Annotated in this window: 14 protein-coding genes and 1 pseudogene; 4 read left to right on the plus strand and 11 right to left on the minus strand. The window is 65.5% G+C overall.

Annotated features, from left to right (window positions below):
- The coding region (locus ACTHLF_RS10920; RefSeq protein ID WP_440327352.1) for a bifunctional helix-turn-helix transcriptional regulator/GNAT family N-acetyltransferase at positions 1 to 901 on the minus strand (901 nt) is incomplete at its 3' end.
- A gap of 143 nt (positions 902 to 1,044) precedes the next feature.
- Between ACTHLF_RS10920 and ACTHLF_RS10925 the strand changes: the two genes are divergently transcribed.
- On the plus strand, positions 1,045 to 1,791 hold the full coding sequence (locus ACTHLF_RS10925; RefSeq protein WP_440327354.1) for a sulfite exporter TauE/SafE family protein: 747 nt from the start codon (positions 1,045 to 1,047) through the stop codon (positions 1,789 to 1,791).
- 52 nt (positions 1,792 to 1,843) lie between these two features.
- Here the strand turns inward: ACTHLF_RS10925 and ACTHLF_RS10930 are convergent, their stop codons facing one another.
- The 5 genes from ACTHLF_RS10930 to ACTHLF_RS10950 all read right to left on the minus strand — a co-directional run bounded on the left by ACTHLF_RS10930 (position 1,844) and on the right by ACTHLF_RS10950 (position 6,125).
- Positions 1,844 to 2,548, minus strand: a complete 705-nt coding sequence (locus ACTHLF_RS10930; RefSeq protein ID WP_440327355.1) for a haloacid dehalogenase-like hydrolase — start codon at positions 2,546 to 2,548, stop codon at positions 1,844 to 1,846.
- 6 nt (positions 2,549 to 2,554) lie between these two features.
- Positions 2,555 to 3,406: an indole-3-glycerol phosphate synthase TrpC gene (gene trpC, locus ACTHLF_RS10935; RefSeq protein ID WP_440327357.1), complete on the minus strand. Its 852-nt coding sequence runs from the start codon at positions 3,404 to 3,406 to the stop codon at positions 2,555 to 2,557.
- 48 nt (positions 3,407 to 3,454) lie between these two features.
- Positions 3,455 to 4,486 (minus strand): anthranilate phosphoribosyltransferase, encoded by a 1,032-nt coding sequence (gene trpD, locus ACTHLF_RS10940; protein ID WP_440327359.1) that lies wholly within the window; start codon positions 4,484 to 4,486, stop codon positions 3,455 to 3,457.
- A 20-nt stretch (positions 4,487 to 4,506) separates the two neighbouring features.
- The gene (locus tag ACTHLF_RS10945) at positions 4,507 to 5,103 is read right to left on the minus strand and encodes an anthranilate synthase component II (RefSeq protein WP_440327361.1); all 597 of its coding nucleotides are present in this window, start codon (positions 5,101 to 5,103) and stop codon (positions 4,507 to 4,509) included.
- 119 nt (positions 5,104 to 5,222) lie between these two features.
- On the minus strand, positions 5,223 to 6,125 hold the full coding sequence (locus ACTHLF_RS10950) for a LysR family transcriptional regulator (RefSeq protein WP_440327362.1): 903 nt from the start codon (positions 6,123 to 6,125) through the stop codon (positions 5,223 to 5,225).
- A 94-nt stretch (positions 6,126 to 6,219) separates the two neighbouring features.
- Here ACTHLF_RS10950 and ACTHLF_RS10955 point away from each other — a divergent pair, with 94 nt between their 5' ends.
- A complete protein-coding gene (locus ACTHLF_RS10955; protein ID WP_440327364.1) occupies positions 6,220 to 7,218 on the plus strand; it encodes an SDR family NAD(P)-dependent oxidoreductase in 999 nt (332 codons plus the stop codon).
- 125 nt (positions 7,219 to 7,343) lie between these two features.
- Here the strand turns inward: ACTHLF_RS10955 and ACTHLF_RS10960 are convergent, their stop codons facing one another.
- Entirely contained in the window at positions 7,344 to 8,300 is a 957-nt protein-coding gene (locus tag ACTHLF_RS10960; protein WP_440327366.1) for a hypothetical protein, read from the minus strand.
- Between the two features lie 709 nt (positions 8,301 to 9,009).
- Here ACTHLF_RS10960 and ACTHLF_RS10965 point away from each other — a divergent pair.
- The gene (locus ACTHLF_RS10965; RefSeq protein WP_440327367.1) at positions 9,010 to 9,735 is read left to right on the plus strand and encodes a hypothetical protein; all 726 of its coding nucleotides are present in this window, start codon (positions 9,010 to 9,012) and stop codon (positions 9,733 to 9,735) included.
- Between the two features lie 108 nt (positions 9,736 to 9,843).
- On the opposite strand, the gene ACTHLF_RS10970 is transcribed toward ACTHLF_RS10965, so the two are convergent.
- From ACTHLF_RS10970 to ACTHLF_RS10985, 4 genes and pseudogenes are all read right to left on the minus strand, one after another.
- Positions 9,844 to 10,395, minus strand: a complete 552-nt coding sequence (locus ACTHLF_RS10970; RefSeq protein WP_440327369.1) for an isochorismatase family protein — start codon at positions 10,393 to 10,395, stop codon at positions 9,844 to 9,846.
- 11 nt (positions 10,396 to 10,406) lie between these two features.
- Positions 10,407 to 11,807, minus strand: coding sequence for an MFS transporter (locus ACTHLF_RS10975; protein ID WP_440327371.1), 1,401 nt, complete (start codon positions 11,805 to 11,807; stop codon positions 10,407 to 10,409).
- Positions 11,804 to 12,259 carry a MarR family winged helix-turn-helix transcriptional regulator gene (locus tag ACTHLF_RS10980; RefSeq protein WP_440327373.1) on the minus strand — a complete coding sequence of 152 codons (456 nt, stop codon included), beginning with the start codon at positions 12,257 to 12,259 and terminating at the stop codon, positions 11,804 to 11,806. Before ACTHLF_RS10980 ends, ACTHLF_RS10975 begins: the two co-directional genes overlap by 4 nt.
- A 71-nt stretch (positions 12,260 to 12,330) precedes the next feature.
- Positions 12,331 to 14,261 (minus strand): annotated as a pseudogene (locus tag ACTHLF_RS10985) (M61 family metallopeptidase).
- Positions 14,262 to 14,382: 121 nt separating this feature from the next.
- On the opposite strand from ACTHLF_RS10985, the gene ACTHLF_RS10990 reads away from it, so the two are divergent.
- Positions 14,383 to 15,411, plus strand: coding sequence for an alpha/beta fold hydrolase (locus ACTHLF_RS10990; protein WP_440327375.1), 1,029 nt, complete (start codon positions 14,383 to 14,385; stop codon positions 15,409 to 15,411).
- The last annotated feature ends 56 nt before the right edge of the window (positions 15,412 to 15,467 follow it).

The following is a 15,467-nucleotide window of genomic DNA, read 5'->3' on the forward strand; positions in this document are numbered from 1 at the left end:
CCGGGCGGATCGCCTGCTGCCTGACGAAACCGGCCCGCTCGTACATACCGAGCGCCCGGCCAAGGCGGCTGTTCGATTCAAGGAACAGGCGCTTGCCGCCGCGCTCGCGGAAGGTGGCGATGGCGGCATCCAGCAGGAGCCTGCCGGCGCCCAGGCCGCGGAAGTTCTCGTCCACGCCCATCTTCGAGAGCTCGTACACGCCCTCGCCCTCATGCAGCAGGGCGCAGGTACCAATGACCTCGCCCGCGTAGAGCGCGAAGAAAATGGCGCCGCCGGGATGGATCACCAGCGACTCCGGATCGGCGAACAGCGCGCGATCGACATCCTCGACACGGAAATGCCGCTCGAGCCACTGCTGGTTGAGCCGGCGGAAGTGGTCGGCATAGGCCGCATCCCATGGCACGACCTGCACCCCCTCGCGAGCGAGCGCGGCGCCTTGCTCGAGCACCGTGGCGACCAGCGGCTTCGCGGCCAGCGCCTGCTCGCAGCCATCGATGGCATCGAGCCGGTCGAGCATGCGCGGGCCGAGCGATTCGGCCATGCCCCGGCGCAAGGCCAGCCAGACCGGGCCGAGCGCACCGAGCGCCCGCTCGCCTGCGTCGGTCAGCGCCAGCACGCTGCGGCGCCCGTCACCTGGGTCGCGCTGGCGTACGACCATGCCGGCCTCGACCAGGCGGTCGGCGAGCTGGCTCACGGCCGAGTGGGTCTGGCCGATGGCCGTGGCGACCTCGGTGACCGTCGTGGGGCCCACGTCGCGCAGGAAGCGCATGACCGGGAACCAGCGCGATTCGATCCCTGCCCCGCTGGCACGGTAAACCTCATCCACCGCCTGGTAGAAGTAATCGCTCAAGGCCTTGAGGCGGCTGCCAAGGGCGAGCTCGCGCAGGGAGGACAGGTACATCGGGCATCCATGTGGGGACGGGGCGCAGAACGCGAGGCTAGCCGTGGCGGGATGCCGCACGCAAGCGACGGCGCAGCATCTTCATCCACCGCACGCAGCCACGTCCGCTATGGTGGGCGCCGTATCCCTGAGATGGAGCACCCATGGATTGGAGCCAGTTCTTTATGTTCGCCGGCGTCGGCCTGCTCGCGCAGCTGGTCGACGGCGCTCTTGGCATGGCCTATGGGCTCGTGTCGAGTTCCGTGCTGCTCGCCATGGGCCTGCCCCCGGCCGTCGCCAGCGCCACCGTCCATACCGCCGAAATGGTTACCACCGGCGTCTCGGGTGGTGCGCATGCCTTCTTCGGCAACGTCGACTGGAAGTCGTTCCGGCGGCTGGCCATTCCCGGGGTGATCGGTGGCGTCATCGGCGCGTGGTTCCTTGCCAGCGTGCCGGGCGATGCGATCAAGCCCTACGTCTACGCCTACCTGCTGATCCTCGGCGTGGTGGTGCTGGTGCGCGCCAGCGGCCGCATCGTCTCGCATCACCGCGTGCGCTACAAAGGCGTGGTCGGCTTCTTCGCAGGGCTGCTCGACGCCATTGGCGGCGGTGGCTGGGGCCCGATTGCTACCTCTACCCTGCTCGCCCGCGGCGGCAACGTGCGCCACACGATCGGCACGGTGAACGCGGCGGAGTTCGTCGTGACCATCGCAATCTCGACCACCCTCATCGCCCACATGGGCGTCCAGCACTGGACCATCGTGCTGGGCCTGCTAACCGGCGGTGTGATCGCGGCGCCACTGGCGGCGTGGCTGGTGCGGCACCTGCCGCCACGTTATGTGATGGGGGCGGTGGGGTGCCTGATTGTCGGGATCAGCCTTTATCAGCTGGGGAATCTGTTCCTGCGGTGAGGCTGATCGCGCGCAAGCGCGCTCCCACAAGGGCGCAGGAGCGTTGGATCCTTCAGTACCAGCCGAGGATTTCGAGCTTTTCGCCTAGCGGCTTGCGCATCTTCTTCAGCGTCCGGTTGCTGGGGTTTACCAGCTTCGCCGCGTCGGCGGCCTTGAGCATGGCGAGGTCGGAGACCGAGTCGCCGTAGGCGATGGCCCACGGCCGGGTGATGCCGGCGCGTTCGACAGCCTTGACCTTCATCCCGTCGACGTTGTGCTGCACGAAGTGAACGCCGAACAGGCCGCCGCGCACGCGCGATGCGAGCAGTTCGACGCCGCGCAGGTCCACCTCGTCAAGGATCGTCTGCACCAGGGTGCCGTCGTTGCCGGTCACGATGAGCACGCGGTCACCGGCTTCCACGTGCCGACGCAGGGTAGCCACGCCGTCGCGCACGAAGACACCGGGGCGTCGCGCATAGGTACGCCCGAACACCGTGAGCAGGCGCTTGTAGCTCGCCTCGGTACGGCCGAAGGTGATCACGCGGAGGAAGACGCGCCCGAGGATGCGCGTACCCGCCGCGCTGCGCAGCAAGAAGGGCACCACGGGCAGCCACGGAAGCGCGAGCAACAGGCGCCAGCGGCCGAACCCGGAGAGGCGCTCGCGGAAGAAGAGTTCCAGCGTCTGGTGGCGCACGATCACGCCATCGAAATCGAACAACACGACGCGTCGTGCGTCGGCGGAGGTGCCAGGCACCTCCGGCTCATGCCCCTGTTCCATGCTTGCTCAGTGCTTGTGCGGGTGGGTCGGCGCGTGCGTGCCGAACAGCTTCTGTAGTTCCGCGCCCGGGTCCGCGGCGCGCATGAACGCCTCGCCGACGAGAAAGGTGTGGATGCCCTTCTCGCGCAGCGTGCGCACGTCTTCCGGCGTGTGGATGCCCGATTCCGCGACGATCGCGGTATCCGGACCCACGCGGTCCTTCAGCTTCAGCGAGGTACCCAGCGAGGTCTCGAACGTGCGCAGGTTGCGGTTGTTCACGCCGATCAGCGGCGCGGGCATGCCCAGCGCGATCTCGAGTTCTTCCTCGTTGTGCACTTCCACCAGGACATCGAGATCCAGCTCGGCCGCCAGCAGCGAGAGCTCGGTGAGGCGGCTTTCATCGTAGATGGTGTCGCCATCGCTCTCCTTCGAACCGAAGGCGGAGACGATGAGCAGGATGCAGTCGGCACCGATCACGCGGGCCTCGTACACCTGGTACTCATCGATGATGAAGTCCTTGCGGAGGATCGGCAGGTTGCACGCCTCGCGGGCCTGGCGGAGGTAATCCTCGTGGCCCTGGAAGAAGTCCGCATCGGTGAGGACGGAAAGACAGGTGGCGCCGCCGGCTTCGTAGCTGCGGGCGATCGCCGCCGGGTCGAAATCAGGGCGGATCAGCCCCTTCGACGGACTGGCCTTCTTGACCTCGGCGATGACGGCAGGCTTGTTCTCATACAGCCGCGCATCGATCGCGGCCACGAATCCGCGGGTCTCCCCGAGGTCGGCAATCTGCGCGGCAAGGTCGTCCATCGTGCGCTTGCGGCTGCGCTCGGCGATCTCTTCTACCTTGCGGTCGAGGATACGGTGGAGGATGTCGGGCATCGGTGTCGCTTCCTGGAGTGAGGCGGGGGTGGGGATACCCCGACGATATCAGGCGCCAAGCCGCTGCGTCGCGGCCACGAACGCATCCATTTTTGCACGAGCGGCGCCGCTTGCGATGGTCGCGCGGGCCAGGTCGATGCCTGCCTGGATGCTGGGAGCCACGTCAGCGGTGTACAGGGCGGCACCCGCGTTCAGGCAGACGATGTCGTGGGGCACGCCGGGGACGCCGGAAATCGCATCCAGCAGCATGCCCTTTGATTCTTCCGCATTTTCCACGCGGAGATTACGGCTGGAGGCCATCGAGAGACCGAAATCTTCCGGCTCGACCTCATATTCCGTGACCTTGCCGTTGCGCAGCTCGCCCACCAGGGTGGCCGCGCCGAGCGAGATCTCGTCCATGCCATCGCGGCCCCAGACCACCATGGCGTGGTTCGCGCCCAGGGCCTGGAGAACGCGGATCTGGATACCGACGAGGTCCGGATGGAACACGCCCATGAGGATATTCGGGGCCCCGGCCGGGTTCGTCAGCGGCCCCAGGATGTTGAAGATCGTCCGGACGCCCATTTCGCGGCGTACCGGCGAGACCACCTTCATGGCCGGGTGGTGGTTCGGGGCGAACATGAAGCCGATGTCGACCTCTTCCATGCACACAGCCACCTGAGCGGGCAGCAGCTCGATCCGCGCGCCCAGCGCTTCGAGGACATCGGCGCTCCCCGATTTCGACGACACACTGCGGCCGCCGTGCTTTGCGACGCGCGCGCCCGCGGCGGCGGCCACGAACATCGAAGCGGTCGAGATGTTGAACGACGATGCGCCGTCGCCGCCGGTACCGACGATATCGAGGAAGTGCGGATGCGGATTCACTTCGACTTTCGCCGACAGGTCGCGCATGACCCGCGCCGCACCGGTGATCTCGCCCACCGTCTCCTTCTTCACGCGCAGGCCGGTGAGGATCGCCGCGGTCATGAGCGGGCTCACGTCACCACGCATGATCTGGTGCATGAGCTCGATCATCTCGTCATGGAAGATCTCGCGGTGTTCGATCGTGCGCTGCAGCGCCTCGGAAGGAGTAATCGGCATGGAACGTCCCGGACGGTGGATCAGGCAGCGAGCGGCAGCGGCATGCCGAGGAAGTTACGCAGCAGGTCGTGGCCGTGCTGGGTCAAAATCGATTCGGGGTGGAACTGCACGCCTTCGATCTCGAGCGTGCGGTGACGCAGGCCCATGATCTCGTCGATGGAGCCATCTTCGCGCTCCGTCCATGCGGTGACTTCCAGGCAGTCGGGCACCGAATCCTTTTCCACGACGAGCGAGTGGAAGCGCGTGGCCTCGAACGGATTGGGCAGGCCGGCGAACACGCCCTTGCCCAGGTGCTTCACGGGGGAAGTCTTGCCATGCATGATCTCGCGCGCCCGGATCACCTTGCCGCCGAACACCTGGCCGATGGCCTGGTGGCCGAGGCAGACGCCGAAGATCGGCAGCTCGCCGGCCAGCTCCTTGAGGATATCGATGGAGACGCCCGAGTCATCCGGCGTGCCCGGCCCCGGCGAAATCATGATGCGCGAGGGCTTCAGCCCGCGGATATCGGCCACCGTCAGCGCATCGTTGCGCACCACCTTCACTTCCTGCCCCAGCTCGCCAAGGTACTGGACGAGGTTGAAGGTGAACGAGTCGTAGTTGTCGATCATCAGGAGCATGGGCGGCCTAAGTCGTGGGTGTCGCGTGGGTGCCGGGAGCGCCCCCATGGGTTGTCGCGCGTGGGGACGCGCTACCGCGGGGGTGGTTGGTCATTGTATGCCATGGGTGCGGCCCGGGTTCATGCCTGCGGCAAGGGCCGCACATGGGCCTGCAGGCAGGCCGCGAGGGCGTCGAAAATCACCTTGTGCCGCTGGCTTCCGCGAAGGTCGCCGTGCATCGCGATCCAGGTAGGCAGGGGAAAGGCGACCTCTGGCAGCACCCGCCTCAGCCGCGCGTCGCGCCCGGCGATCGGCACCTGGCAGCCACCGATGCCTGCACCGGCACGGACCAGGGCGAGCTGGACGAGATCGCTATCCGCCCGGAACGAAAAGGCATCGCGTCGCCAGTGCGGCCAGGTCTTGCTTGCGGCGCGCAGGAACGGGGTTTCCCGGTCGTAGCCGATGAGCGCGTGCTCCCGGAGGTCGTCAGCGCGCACGGGTATGCCCGCGCGTGCCAGGTAGTCCTCGTGCGCAAACAAGCCGATTTCCACGTTGCCGACGTGGCGCGCGACGAGCGCATCCTGCGTCGGCGGCGCCATGCGCACGGCGATATCCACCTCGCGCTGAAGGAGATCCTGCACGGCGTTGGTGGCGACCAGCTCGATACGCAGTGCCGGCCAGGCCTGGCGCAGGGCCGCAAGCGTGGGCGGCAGCACCTCCACGCCGACCACCTCGCTGGCGGAGACGCGGACGGTGCCGCTCACCTGCCCTTCCCTGTAGCCCGTGCCCGCGCGCCGGAGCGCTGCCGCCATGCGTTCCATGGATTCCGCATCACCCTGCAGGGCGCGGGCGGCATCGGTGGCCATCAGGCCCGTCTGGGTGCGCGTGAAAAGCCGCTGCCCGAAGGCTTCCTCGAGGGCATCGACGTGTCGCCCGACGGTGGGCTGGGTGATGCCCAGCCGCCGCGCGGCGCCCGACAGCGAGCGCTCGCGCAGCACGGCGAGGAAGGTGCGGTAGAGCTCCCAGTTGATGTCGTCGGCCATGCATAAATGTATAGCAGGTACCTAGAGATCGCCAATTCCTTTGCAACGTGCGGCGACCGACACTGAGTCCCTCGCCGCCCTTAGGAACGAAACCATGAGCCTTACCGAAACAGCCCGCGACAAAACCGCCCTCGTGCTCGGTGCCACCGGCGGCATTGGCGGCGAAGTGGCCCGCCAGCTGCTCGCCGCGGGATGGCAGGTGCGAGCGCTCACCCGCCGGACCGCCACGGAGGCGGCACGGGCCAATGCCGCCGAGGGCATCCAGTGGATCCAGGGCGAAGTCATGCAGGCAGGTGATGTCGCGAAGGCGGCCAGGGGCGTCGCCGTCATCGTGCATGCGGTGAATCCGCCGGGTTACCGGAACTGGGCTGGCACGGTGCTTCCCATGCTGGACAGCACCCTCGCCGCCGCCACCGCCGAGAAAGCGACCGTGGTGCTGCCGGGCACCGTCTACAACTTCGGCCCCGATGCGTTCCCGCTGATCCAGGATGATTCTCCACAGCATCCGGTGACTCGCAAAGGTGCCATCCGCGTGGAACTCGAAGAGCGCCTGCGCGATGCGACGACGCGGGGTGCCCGCGCCATCGTGGTGAGAGCGGGTGATTTCTTCGGCCCGCGCGCGGGCAGCAGCTGGTTTTCCCAAGGCCTCGTCGTACCGGGCAAACCGGTAAGCACCATCCGCTCGCCGGCGCGTCGCGGCGTTGGCCATCAATGGGCGTACCTGCCCGATGTAGCGCGCACCATGCTCGCGCTGCTGGAGCGGCGTGACACCCTTCCGCCGTTCTGCCGCGTGAACATGGCGGGCTATTGGGACAACGACGGAACGGCAATGGTCACGACGATCCAGCGGGTGGTCGCGCGTCACGGGCAGGCGGCGGCGATCAAGCCGTTCCCCTGGTGGATGATGCGGTTGATCGCACCGTTCCAGCCAACGATCCGTGAACTGATGGAGATGCGCTACCTGTGGCAGCGGCCCGTGCGCATGGCCAATGACGGGCTGCTTGGCAGCCTGGGGCATGAGCCGCATACGCCGCTTGAGGATGCGGTGGAGGCGACGTTGCGTGGCCTGGGCTGCCTGCCGGCGACAAGCTGAACGCCCTGTGCGACACGCCCGCGCATTACGAACGACGCGCTCAACGGCGTTTCAGAGGGAGAGAAACTCAGCAGGCAACACGTGGACGCAATCGAAGTTTCGGCCGCGCCCCGCCCGAACGGTAGCTAATCGGGCGATACGTCTTCGCCTGCCTCGGGAACAATAGACGCGATGCTCCGCAGAAGCGCCGCGCCACTTTCGCCAGGCTCCCAACCAGAAAAAGAACTGACTTTCTTGCCTTCGCGGAAAAAATGAAACGCAGGGATCGCGTTGAAGTCAACACCCTCCCATTTTGCATTGTCGAATGCAATCATTCCCGGATACTCAGGGAAGGCATCGTTCCAATCTCGCAGAACGCGCTCATCCAGTTCGTTGGCACTCATGATCCAGATAACTGGGACTCGGCTGAGCGCTTCAGCGAGCTGCGGGTCGCTACGAATAGATCGCGCTGCATCCTCAGCGAAATGACAACCGACGACGACCACCACATACGATCCCGACTTGGGAATTGCGTCAGACCTCAGCTGGACTACATTTTCATTATTCAGCACATAGCCTGTCGATCCGTCCAGCTTATCGGCCGGCGAGGGAATCAGGTGGCTGTAGTCCACGTACTCAGGCCCTCGGAAGGCCTTCACCAAGCGACCCGCGCGATCGAAGTCACGAGCCACCACTAACGCCTCATAATATGCTTCCGCCTCGGCGACCTTAGCCACCTTCCTTTTTGCCATTTCGTCAAACACGCGCATCATCGCCTCGCGATATCGAACACGGGACGGATAGTCGGCAGTCTGCGCGAAGAAGTTCGACGTCTTCACTGCACCGAACAACGCATGAAGCTCCTCAACGCCTAGACGATCGAGATGACGTAACGCGGTTAGAGCCGCATTTTGATACGCCAACTTGATAGACGCCGACTTCTCGACAGGAGAAATATTCTCGACACGAACACGCGCCACGTCGTCCCAAAATCTCACCGGCAACCTCTCGCCCATCGACATCGCCGAAGCCGGAACAAAAATGGCAAATAAATGGAAGAATCCGACTAGCCGTATGGCGCAATCTCTTCTCACTCGAAACATCTCAAGGCATCCTGCAAAGGTACGAGCATCGAGACCCGTCAAGCGGAGTGCAGATTCGACTACTTCCACCCGGGGTCACAAGGCAAGCTTGGCCACCCCTTGTCGGCGGAAGCGTCCAGCCCACCTTCGCCTCGATCGCGTGGTCTGAGGCATCAATAGTGCGTCGATGGCGAACGGAACCTACTGTCGATTGAAGTCCGAAAAGCGCGAGGATCCTATACACTTCTGTCGAGGATAATCCCTCCAACTCGACCGTAGAGTAGGAACCCACGCCACGCGGGACGAATACCAAGGAGCGAAGAAAGCTGTCCATCTTTTCGTCGCCAAGACGGTGTATCGGGGAATCCGGCGTAACGGCCAGATAGGCATCAAGCTGCGACCGCGTTGTAATCGGCGCACCGATGGCATCCAGTTCCTCTTGCGCCGAAGGGCTCCCGATGTGTGGCGTATAATCTGACGCACTAACCGTGGCCATCGCGGTTGAGCTGAGAAGGCCGAGCATAAGAGGGCGAAGCATGGGATGTCCTCCTAGAGTAAAAACTTGAGCGGTCTATGCCGAGAGATGACACTCGGCACGACGACATGATGGCCGCCGGGCAACGTGACGGATGTCGGCCACTGACCTGATGACGTGTAGGTAGAGGAATCGTCATGCATAGGCGAATTCCTACATCGGAACCACTCTGCTGCACGACGACCGGAAGCAATCATGCGCAACCTCGACTTCAGTTCCTGGCAGGCCCTGCTCTCGACGTTCCTTGGCCTGGCGATCATCACGCTCATCGGCGTCGGCATACGCTTGCTTGCGATGCAGGTGGTGCAGCAACGGAGGGAGCGGGCCAACCGGCAGATCAACGAGCGATTGCGCACGCTGATCGCGGCTTACAAGACATTGGGTGGATCGTTCACCGGCAACCTCGCCGTCGATCCCACGCACCTGCGGCAGCTGCGCGAACAGGGCGAGGCGGATCCCGCCGCTGCGTTACTGCTCGCCGCGGCGACCGGCAACGACCGTGCACGTCGCGTCCGCGACGCCGTGGAGGCGGCGCTCTCCGACATCGTGCTGCTCGGCACGGAGAAGCAGGTGGAACTCGCCGCACACGCGGCCAATGAACTCGTTGCCGGGCGCACCGTGCACACCGACGAACTTGTGGTGTCCCTGCGCGATTTCATCCGCGAAGTACTCGACCTCGATCCGATCCCGCGTAGCGTCGTGATTCCGAAGCAAGGCCCTGCGCGCGTCACCGGACAAGGTGGCAAGGGCGGTGGGAACAAAGGCGATGGTGGTGGCGGTGGAGGCGGCGGGAAAGGTGGCGGCGGCGGTGGCGGAGGCATGGGGGGCGGCCTCGGCTTCGGTGGTGGCATGGCCGCTGGCGCAGGCGCGGGAGCCGGCCTCGGCCTGGCAACTGACGACGACACCAGTCACGCAAGCTAGCCTGTTGTAAGAGCGCGCTTGCGCGCGATCCGGATTGCGTAAGAGCCGCAGACCTGATGCGCATTCGCGAAAAGATGTCGCGCGCAAGCGCGCTCCTACAACGGAGGGTTAGCCCAGCTTGGCCAGGATCTCTTCCGTCGTGGTGGTTTCGCCGAGGCGCGGGAAGATGTTCTTCACGCTGTTCTCGTGCGCATCCGCTTTCAGGTCGGTCATGGCGTCGGTGACGAGCACCACGTTGTAGCCGAGTTCGCTGGCGAAGCGTGCCGTCGATTCAACGCCGATGCTCGTGGCGATGCCGAGGATCACGACCTGCTCCACGTTCTTGCTGCGGAGCCACGAGTCGAGATCGGTGGTCTGGAATGCACCCCAGCGCTTCTTCGTCACCACGTAGTCAGAGGGTGCCTGCTCGAGGCGCGGATCGAATGCCTTGAACGCGGGATCCTGCGGGATCTGGGGGACGCCGCTATCGGTGCGGCCCGGCGCGGCGGCATCCACGTTGACGAGAACGACCGGCCGGCCGCCCTCGCGGAACGCGCGCGCGATCGATGCCGCCTTGTCCACGATCGGACCGGCGGGCGCGGCGACCGGCAGATTGATGATGCCGTGCTGTAGGTCGATGACGATCAGCGCCGCGTTGGCGTCGAGCTGGGTGAGTGCCATGGGGAATTCCTTCAGGGGTGGGAGGTGGAAAGCTCATCCGCACGCGGCAGCGTGCGGTCGAAGATCGTGGCGACAAGCAACAGGCCCGAGACCGCGGCCATCACCAGGGCCAGCGTGTGCAGCCCCTGGTCGGTGGGCCGGTGGCCGTAGCAAAGGCCAATGACGACGGTGGCCGCCATGGCGCCCACATAGGAAAACGTGCGCTGCAGGCCCGATGCCGTGCCCATCTGCCCGGCCGGTGCCTGGACATACACGGCCGCTTGCGTCGTCACGGACACGAGGCCTTGCGGCACACCAAACAGGGCGACAGCCGCTGCCATCAGCCAAAGCGGCGATGCCGCGTGGATCGACAGCAAAGCGATGCCGCCGACGACCGAACAGCCAAACGCCAGCAGGAACGGACCGCGCAGGCCGCGCGTTCGCGCACCGGCGATCGACGCAACACCAGCGAGAATCGAAAGCGGCACGGTGGCGATACCCGCCTGCGCCGCGGAATAGCCACCCGCGCCCTCCACCCACTGCGCGAAGCCATAGAAAATGCAGTACACGACGGTAAAGGCCAGCGCGGCGCGAAGGTAAGTCACGCTCAGTGGCAGGTGCCTCCCCAACATGCGCAGGTCGATGAAGGGATCGGCGCGGCGTAGCGAATGCCACGCAAGCAGCGCACCGAGTAGCGCTGCGATAGGAAGCGCCAGCCACTGCGGATGGTCGATATCCAGCAGGAATACCATCAGCGCCAGCAGTGCCCCGGAAAACAACGCAATGCCTGGCAGGTCGAGTTCGCGCCACAGACTGCGACGAGCGTGGCGCGGTGCATCCTTCGGTAGCCACGCGAACACGAGAACGAACGTAACCAGGGCCAGCGGCACGTTCACCGTGAAGATCGCGTGCCAGCCAAACATGCCCGTGAGCACGCCTCCGAGCACCGGGCCTACGGCCGACGTCGCCACGCCCATCAGCGAAAGCACGCCCATGGCGGTTCGGGGCGGCGGACTTCCCGTCGCATCCGCCCGTTCGCGGAACAGGCGCATCGCCGACGGATAAGCGCCCGAGGTACCGATGCCCAGCAACACGCGCACACCCACTAGCCAGCCCAGCGAAGGGGCGATACGCCCAGCGATGCCCGCGATCATCACCAGCACCAGGGAGACGAGGTAGACGCGGCGCGCGCCGACCAGGTCGGCGATGCGGCCCAGCGTCGGCTGTGCCACCGCGCAGCAAAGATAAAGCGCGGCGATCAGCCAGCCTGTCTGCGCGACACCGGCGTGGAACTCCGTGGCGATCGGGACAAGCGCTGTCGCGATCATCGTGGAGTTGATCGGGTTGAGGCACGAGCCCAGCGCGATGGGCAGCACGAACCGCACGCCGAAGGGCTTGCCGGCCACGGCGTGGCCGTCGGCCGCGGGGCTCACGCTGCGTCCTGCGTGCTCGTCTCCGCCAGGTTGCGGATCACCCGCGCCGCCACGGCGAGGTCATCGCGATCATGCGGGGAAAGCCGCGAGATCGCCTCGGCCAGCCATGCATGCTTCGCTGCCTTCACGCGTCGGCGCGCTTCGATGCCTTCCGCCGTCAGCCCGTAGAGGAACTGCCGCCCATCCGACGGATGGGGCTCACGCGCCACCAGGCCTTCCTGCTCCATCGTCGCGAGGGTCACGCCCATCGACTGCGGCTTGACCGCCTCGGCACGCGCGAGGTCGGCGGTGGAAAGCGGCCCGCTCATCTCGAGGCGGCCCAGCACCGCCGCCTGAGACCACGTGAGGCCGAGATTGTTGGACTCGGCACGCACGCGGCGGACCAGCAGGCCGCACGCGGTGAGCAGGTCACTGGCGGCGATATCGACGGGCGACGGGCTGTTCTTGGGCATGCTTCCAATCTAGGCCCGTCGCATGACTATTACAAGGCAAACTTCCAAGTTTGGCTTCGAAAGTTCTTGCCCTACTTCTTCGCCGCAATCATCTCGCTCAGGTAATCGGGCGTCCCCTCGACGCGCACGAGATGCGGGTACTGCAGGCCGCCGTGGTAGTCCACGGGGATCGTCTGGTAGCGCCCCTGGTACTTCAGCGTGAGAGCGATCGGCGCCTTGCCGTCCTTCGCGGCGGTGATCGCGTCCTTCAGCGCGTCCTTCGAATAGGTCGCGCCGTTCACCGCAACAATCGTCGCGCCCGTGCTGACGCCCGCCTTGAACGCGGGCCCATCCCAGCGCACGTCGTTGACCTTGCCGGTGCCGGTGATGGTCAGCCCGATCGACCAGGTGAAGTTGAGCAGGTGGCGCGAGCTTTCCGGGCGGCCGTCGTAGGCCTTCTCGAACTCGCTTTCCTTATCGTCGTAAACGAGCTTCCAGCCAGTCCCCGCAAGGCCATCCTGCAGGGGCGGATTGAGGCTGTACGCGCGCGCCTTGGGGAAGCTCGCCCAGTCGTACTTGGCCACGCCATCCAGCGCTGCCACCACGTCGTCGAACGTGTAGGTCTCGGCACGTAACTGCCGTTCTCGACGCCGAAGAAGGCACGCGCGAAATCATCCAGCGACCGCTTGTCTTGCGTCAGGCTACGCAACTTGGCATCCACCGCCAGCCACATCATCTGACCACCGCTGTAGTAGTCCTCGCTCATCTGCCAGCTACGGAATGGCAGCGGCGAACGGCGGGCGACGATCGGATCGTTGGTCGTGTCCTCGAGCGTGCGCCACTGGAAACCTTCGCGGTTCTTCTCGTAGTTGGCGGCCACCATGGCCAGGCCATCGCGGAACTCCTGCGGCGTCCACATGCCGGCACGCGCTGTCAGCACGAAGCCCCAGTACTGCGTCTGGCCTTCGTATACCCAAAGCAGCGAGTTACCCATGGGCACGTTGAAGTTCGGCGTCCACAGGTCAGCCGGGCGACGGAACTTGCCGTTCCACGAGTGCGTGTACTCGTGGGCAAGGAGGTCGCGCTCCGAGCCGTTCTCTGCCCACGCGGTGAAATAGTCGGCGCCGAGGCCGTCTTCACTGGACTGGTGGTGCTCCGTGCCGTTGCCGGCCAGCTGGTCCGATAGCGAGAAGAGGAAGTCGTAATGCTCGTAGTGATGCGAGCCGAACAGCCGCGTCGCCTGAGTGACCAGGTTGCGATGTACCGCGACCTGCTCCGGCGTCATCTCCAGGTACTTCGGCTCGTCGGCCACGACGTCCAGGTATACCGGCGCCTTGTCGCCCGGGTTCAGCGCGACACGCTTGAAGTACTGCCCCGCGTAGACGGGGGAGTCGACCAGGTTGTCGAAGGCCACCGGCTTGAAGTGGGTGGTGTCGCCCGACGTGGAGGCGGTCTCCAGCGCGGTGCCGAGCTGCCAGCCATGCGGCAGGGTCACGCTGGGCTCGAAGGTGATGCCGCGCGTGTAGTAGCCCGCCGGGTAGAGCGCGACCTTGCTCCACTCCATGGACATCATGCGGTCGGTGATCTCGAAGCTGGCGTCGTCAGCACGCTCGGACAGGTACTGGAAGTCCGCATCGATCGACGACACACCGTCCGGGACGTCGACGTGGAATGCGTAGACGTTGTACTTGTCGCGGACCCATGCGAGCGGCTTGCCGTTGGCACTCACCTTCAGGCCTGCGAGCATCGCGATCGGCCCCGTCGGGGAGTGGTCGCCCGGGATCCACTGCGGGTAAAGCAGGGTCACGGTGCCGGCCTTCACCGGAATGGACTCATGGACGCGAAAGATGCCCTGCGCCGTGTCGCTGGCATTGACGCTCAGCCCGATGGTCCCGGCGTACGGCGCGTCCTGCGGCGGCGGGGTCTGGTCGGTATTTGCCTGCTGCGCGGAAGCGGCGCCAGCAGCGAGGACCATAGCCAGCGCCAGGGCGAGGCGCGAGAACTTACGAGGGACTGAGGGCATGAGGGGCTCGCGGGGTGGGTGTGATCGTTGCCAGTATCGCATCCAGAATCAGCTTGCTGTTCACATGCCGCGGGCACGGTTCCGCGGGATACTCGGTGGTCTCTTGTCCCGAGCCCTCCCGATGACCCTCCCTCGTCCATCGCTGGCACTGCTTGCCACGGCCGCCCTTGCCCTCTTCGTAGCCAGTGACACCTCGGCTGCCGCGGCGCAGGCACCGACCTACGGCCCAGAGCTCGAAGGCTTCGACTACCCCTACCCCGTCCAGCGCTTCGCCTTCCACTCGCAGCGCCAGGACCTGCAGATGGCGTACATGGACGTGCCTGCCGCCGCGGGAAAGGCGAACGGCCGCACGGTGGTCCTGCTGCACGGGAAGAATTACTGCTCGGCGACATGGGCGCCGACGATCGGCGTTCTCGCGAACGCAGGATTCCGGGTCATTGCCATCGACCAGGTCGGCTTCTGTAAATCCAGCAAGCCGGCGGCGTACCAGTTCAGCTTCGCCCAGCTCACCCGGAACACGAACGACCTGCTCCACTCGCTGCACATCGACAAGGCGACAGTGATGGGGCATTCGACCGGGGGCATGCTCGGCATCCGCTATGCCCTGACCTATCCGGGCCAGGTCGAGCAACTCGTCCTCGTCGACCCCATCGGGCTGGAAGACTGGCGCGCGAAGGGTGTCCCGCCGATTTCGGTGGACCAGTGGTACGAGCGAGAGCTCAAGACCACGGATGAGCGGATCCGCAACTACGAGAAGGCCACCTACTTCGCCGGCCAATGGCGCGACGCCTACGAGCCAAGCGTGCAGATGCTGGCCGGCATGTACCGCGGACCGGGACGTGAGCGGGTCGCGTGGAACTCCGCCCTGCTCTACGACATGATCCTGAACCAGCCCGTCGTCTACGAACTCAACCAGCTCAAGGTACCAACGCTGCTGATGATCGGCGACAAGGACATCACCGCGATCGGCAAGGATGCGGCGCCACCTGCGGTACAGGCCACGCTTGGCCATTACCCGGAGCTGGCACGCCAGGCGGCCGCAACGATTCCGCATGCGACCCTGGTGCAGTTCCCGGATGCCGGGCATGCGCCGCAGATGCAGGAGCCGGAGCGGTTTCATGAGGCGTTGTTGAAGTACCTCAAGCCCTGACCCCCGTGTTGTGGGAGCGCGCTTGCGCGCGATAGGTCTGGCGAGACCCTATCGCG

The organism is Luteibacter sp. (genome assembly GCF_051958795.1).
Lineage (GTDB): Bacteria > Pseudomonadota > Gammaproteobacteria > Xanthomonadales > Rhodanobacteraceae > Luteibacter.

Coding starts and splice junctions, on each gene's coding strand:
- ACTHLF_RS10925 (WP_440327354.1), top strand. CDS start 1,045: ATGGATTGGAGCCAGTTCTTTATGTTCGCCGGCGTCGGCCTGCTCGCG.
- ACTHLF_RS10930 (WP_440327355.1), bottom strand. CDS start 2,548: ATGGAACAGGGGCATGAGCCGGAGGTGCCTGGCACCTCCGCCGACGCA.
- trpC (WP_440327357.1), bottom strand. CDS start 3,406: ATGCCCGACATCCTCCACCGTATCCTCGACCGCAAGGTAGAAGAGATC.
- trpD (WP_440327359.1), bottom strand. CDS start 4,486: ATGCCGATTACTCCTTCCGAGGCGCTGCAGCGCACGATCGAACACCGC.
- ACTHLF_RS10945 (WP_440327361.1), bottom strand. CDS start 5,103: ATGCTCCTGATGATCGACAACTACGACTCGTTCACCTTCAACCTCGTC.
- ACTHLF_RS10950 (WP_440327362.1), bottom strand. CDS start 6,125: ATGGCCGACGACATCAACTGGGAGCTCTACCGCACCTTCCTCGCCGTG.
- ACTHLF_RS10955 (WP_440327364.1), top strand. CDS start 6,220: ATGAGCCTTACCGAAACAGCCCGCGACAAAACCGCCCTCGTGCTCGGT.
- ACTHLF_RS10960 (WP_440327366.1), bottom strand. CDS start 8,300: ATGTTTCGAGTGAGAAGAGATTGCGCCATACGGCTAGTCGGATTCTTC.
- ACTHLF_RS10965 (WP_440327367.1), top strand. CDS start 9,010: ATGCGCAACCTCGACTTCAGTTCCTGGCAGGCCCTGCTCTCGACGTTC.
- ACTHLF_RS10970 (WP_440327369.1), bottom strand. CDS start 10,395: ATGGCACTCACCCAGCTCGACGCCAACGCGGCGCTGATCGTCATCGAC.
- ACTHLF_RS10980 (WP_440327373.1), bottom strand. CDS start 12,259: ATGCCCAAGAACAGCCCGTCGCCCGTCGATATCGCCGCCAGTGACCTG.
- ACTHLF_RS10990 (WP_440327375.1), top strand. CDS start 14,383: ATGACCCTCCCTCGTCCATCGCTGGCACTGCTTGCCACGGCCGCCCTT.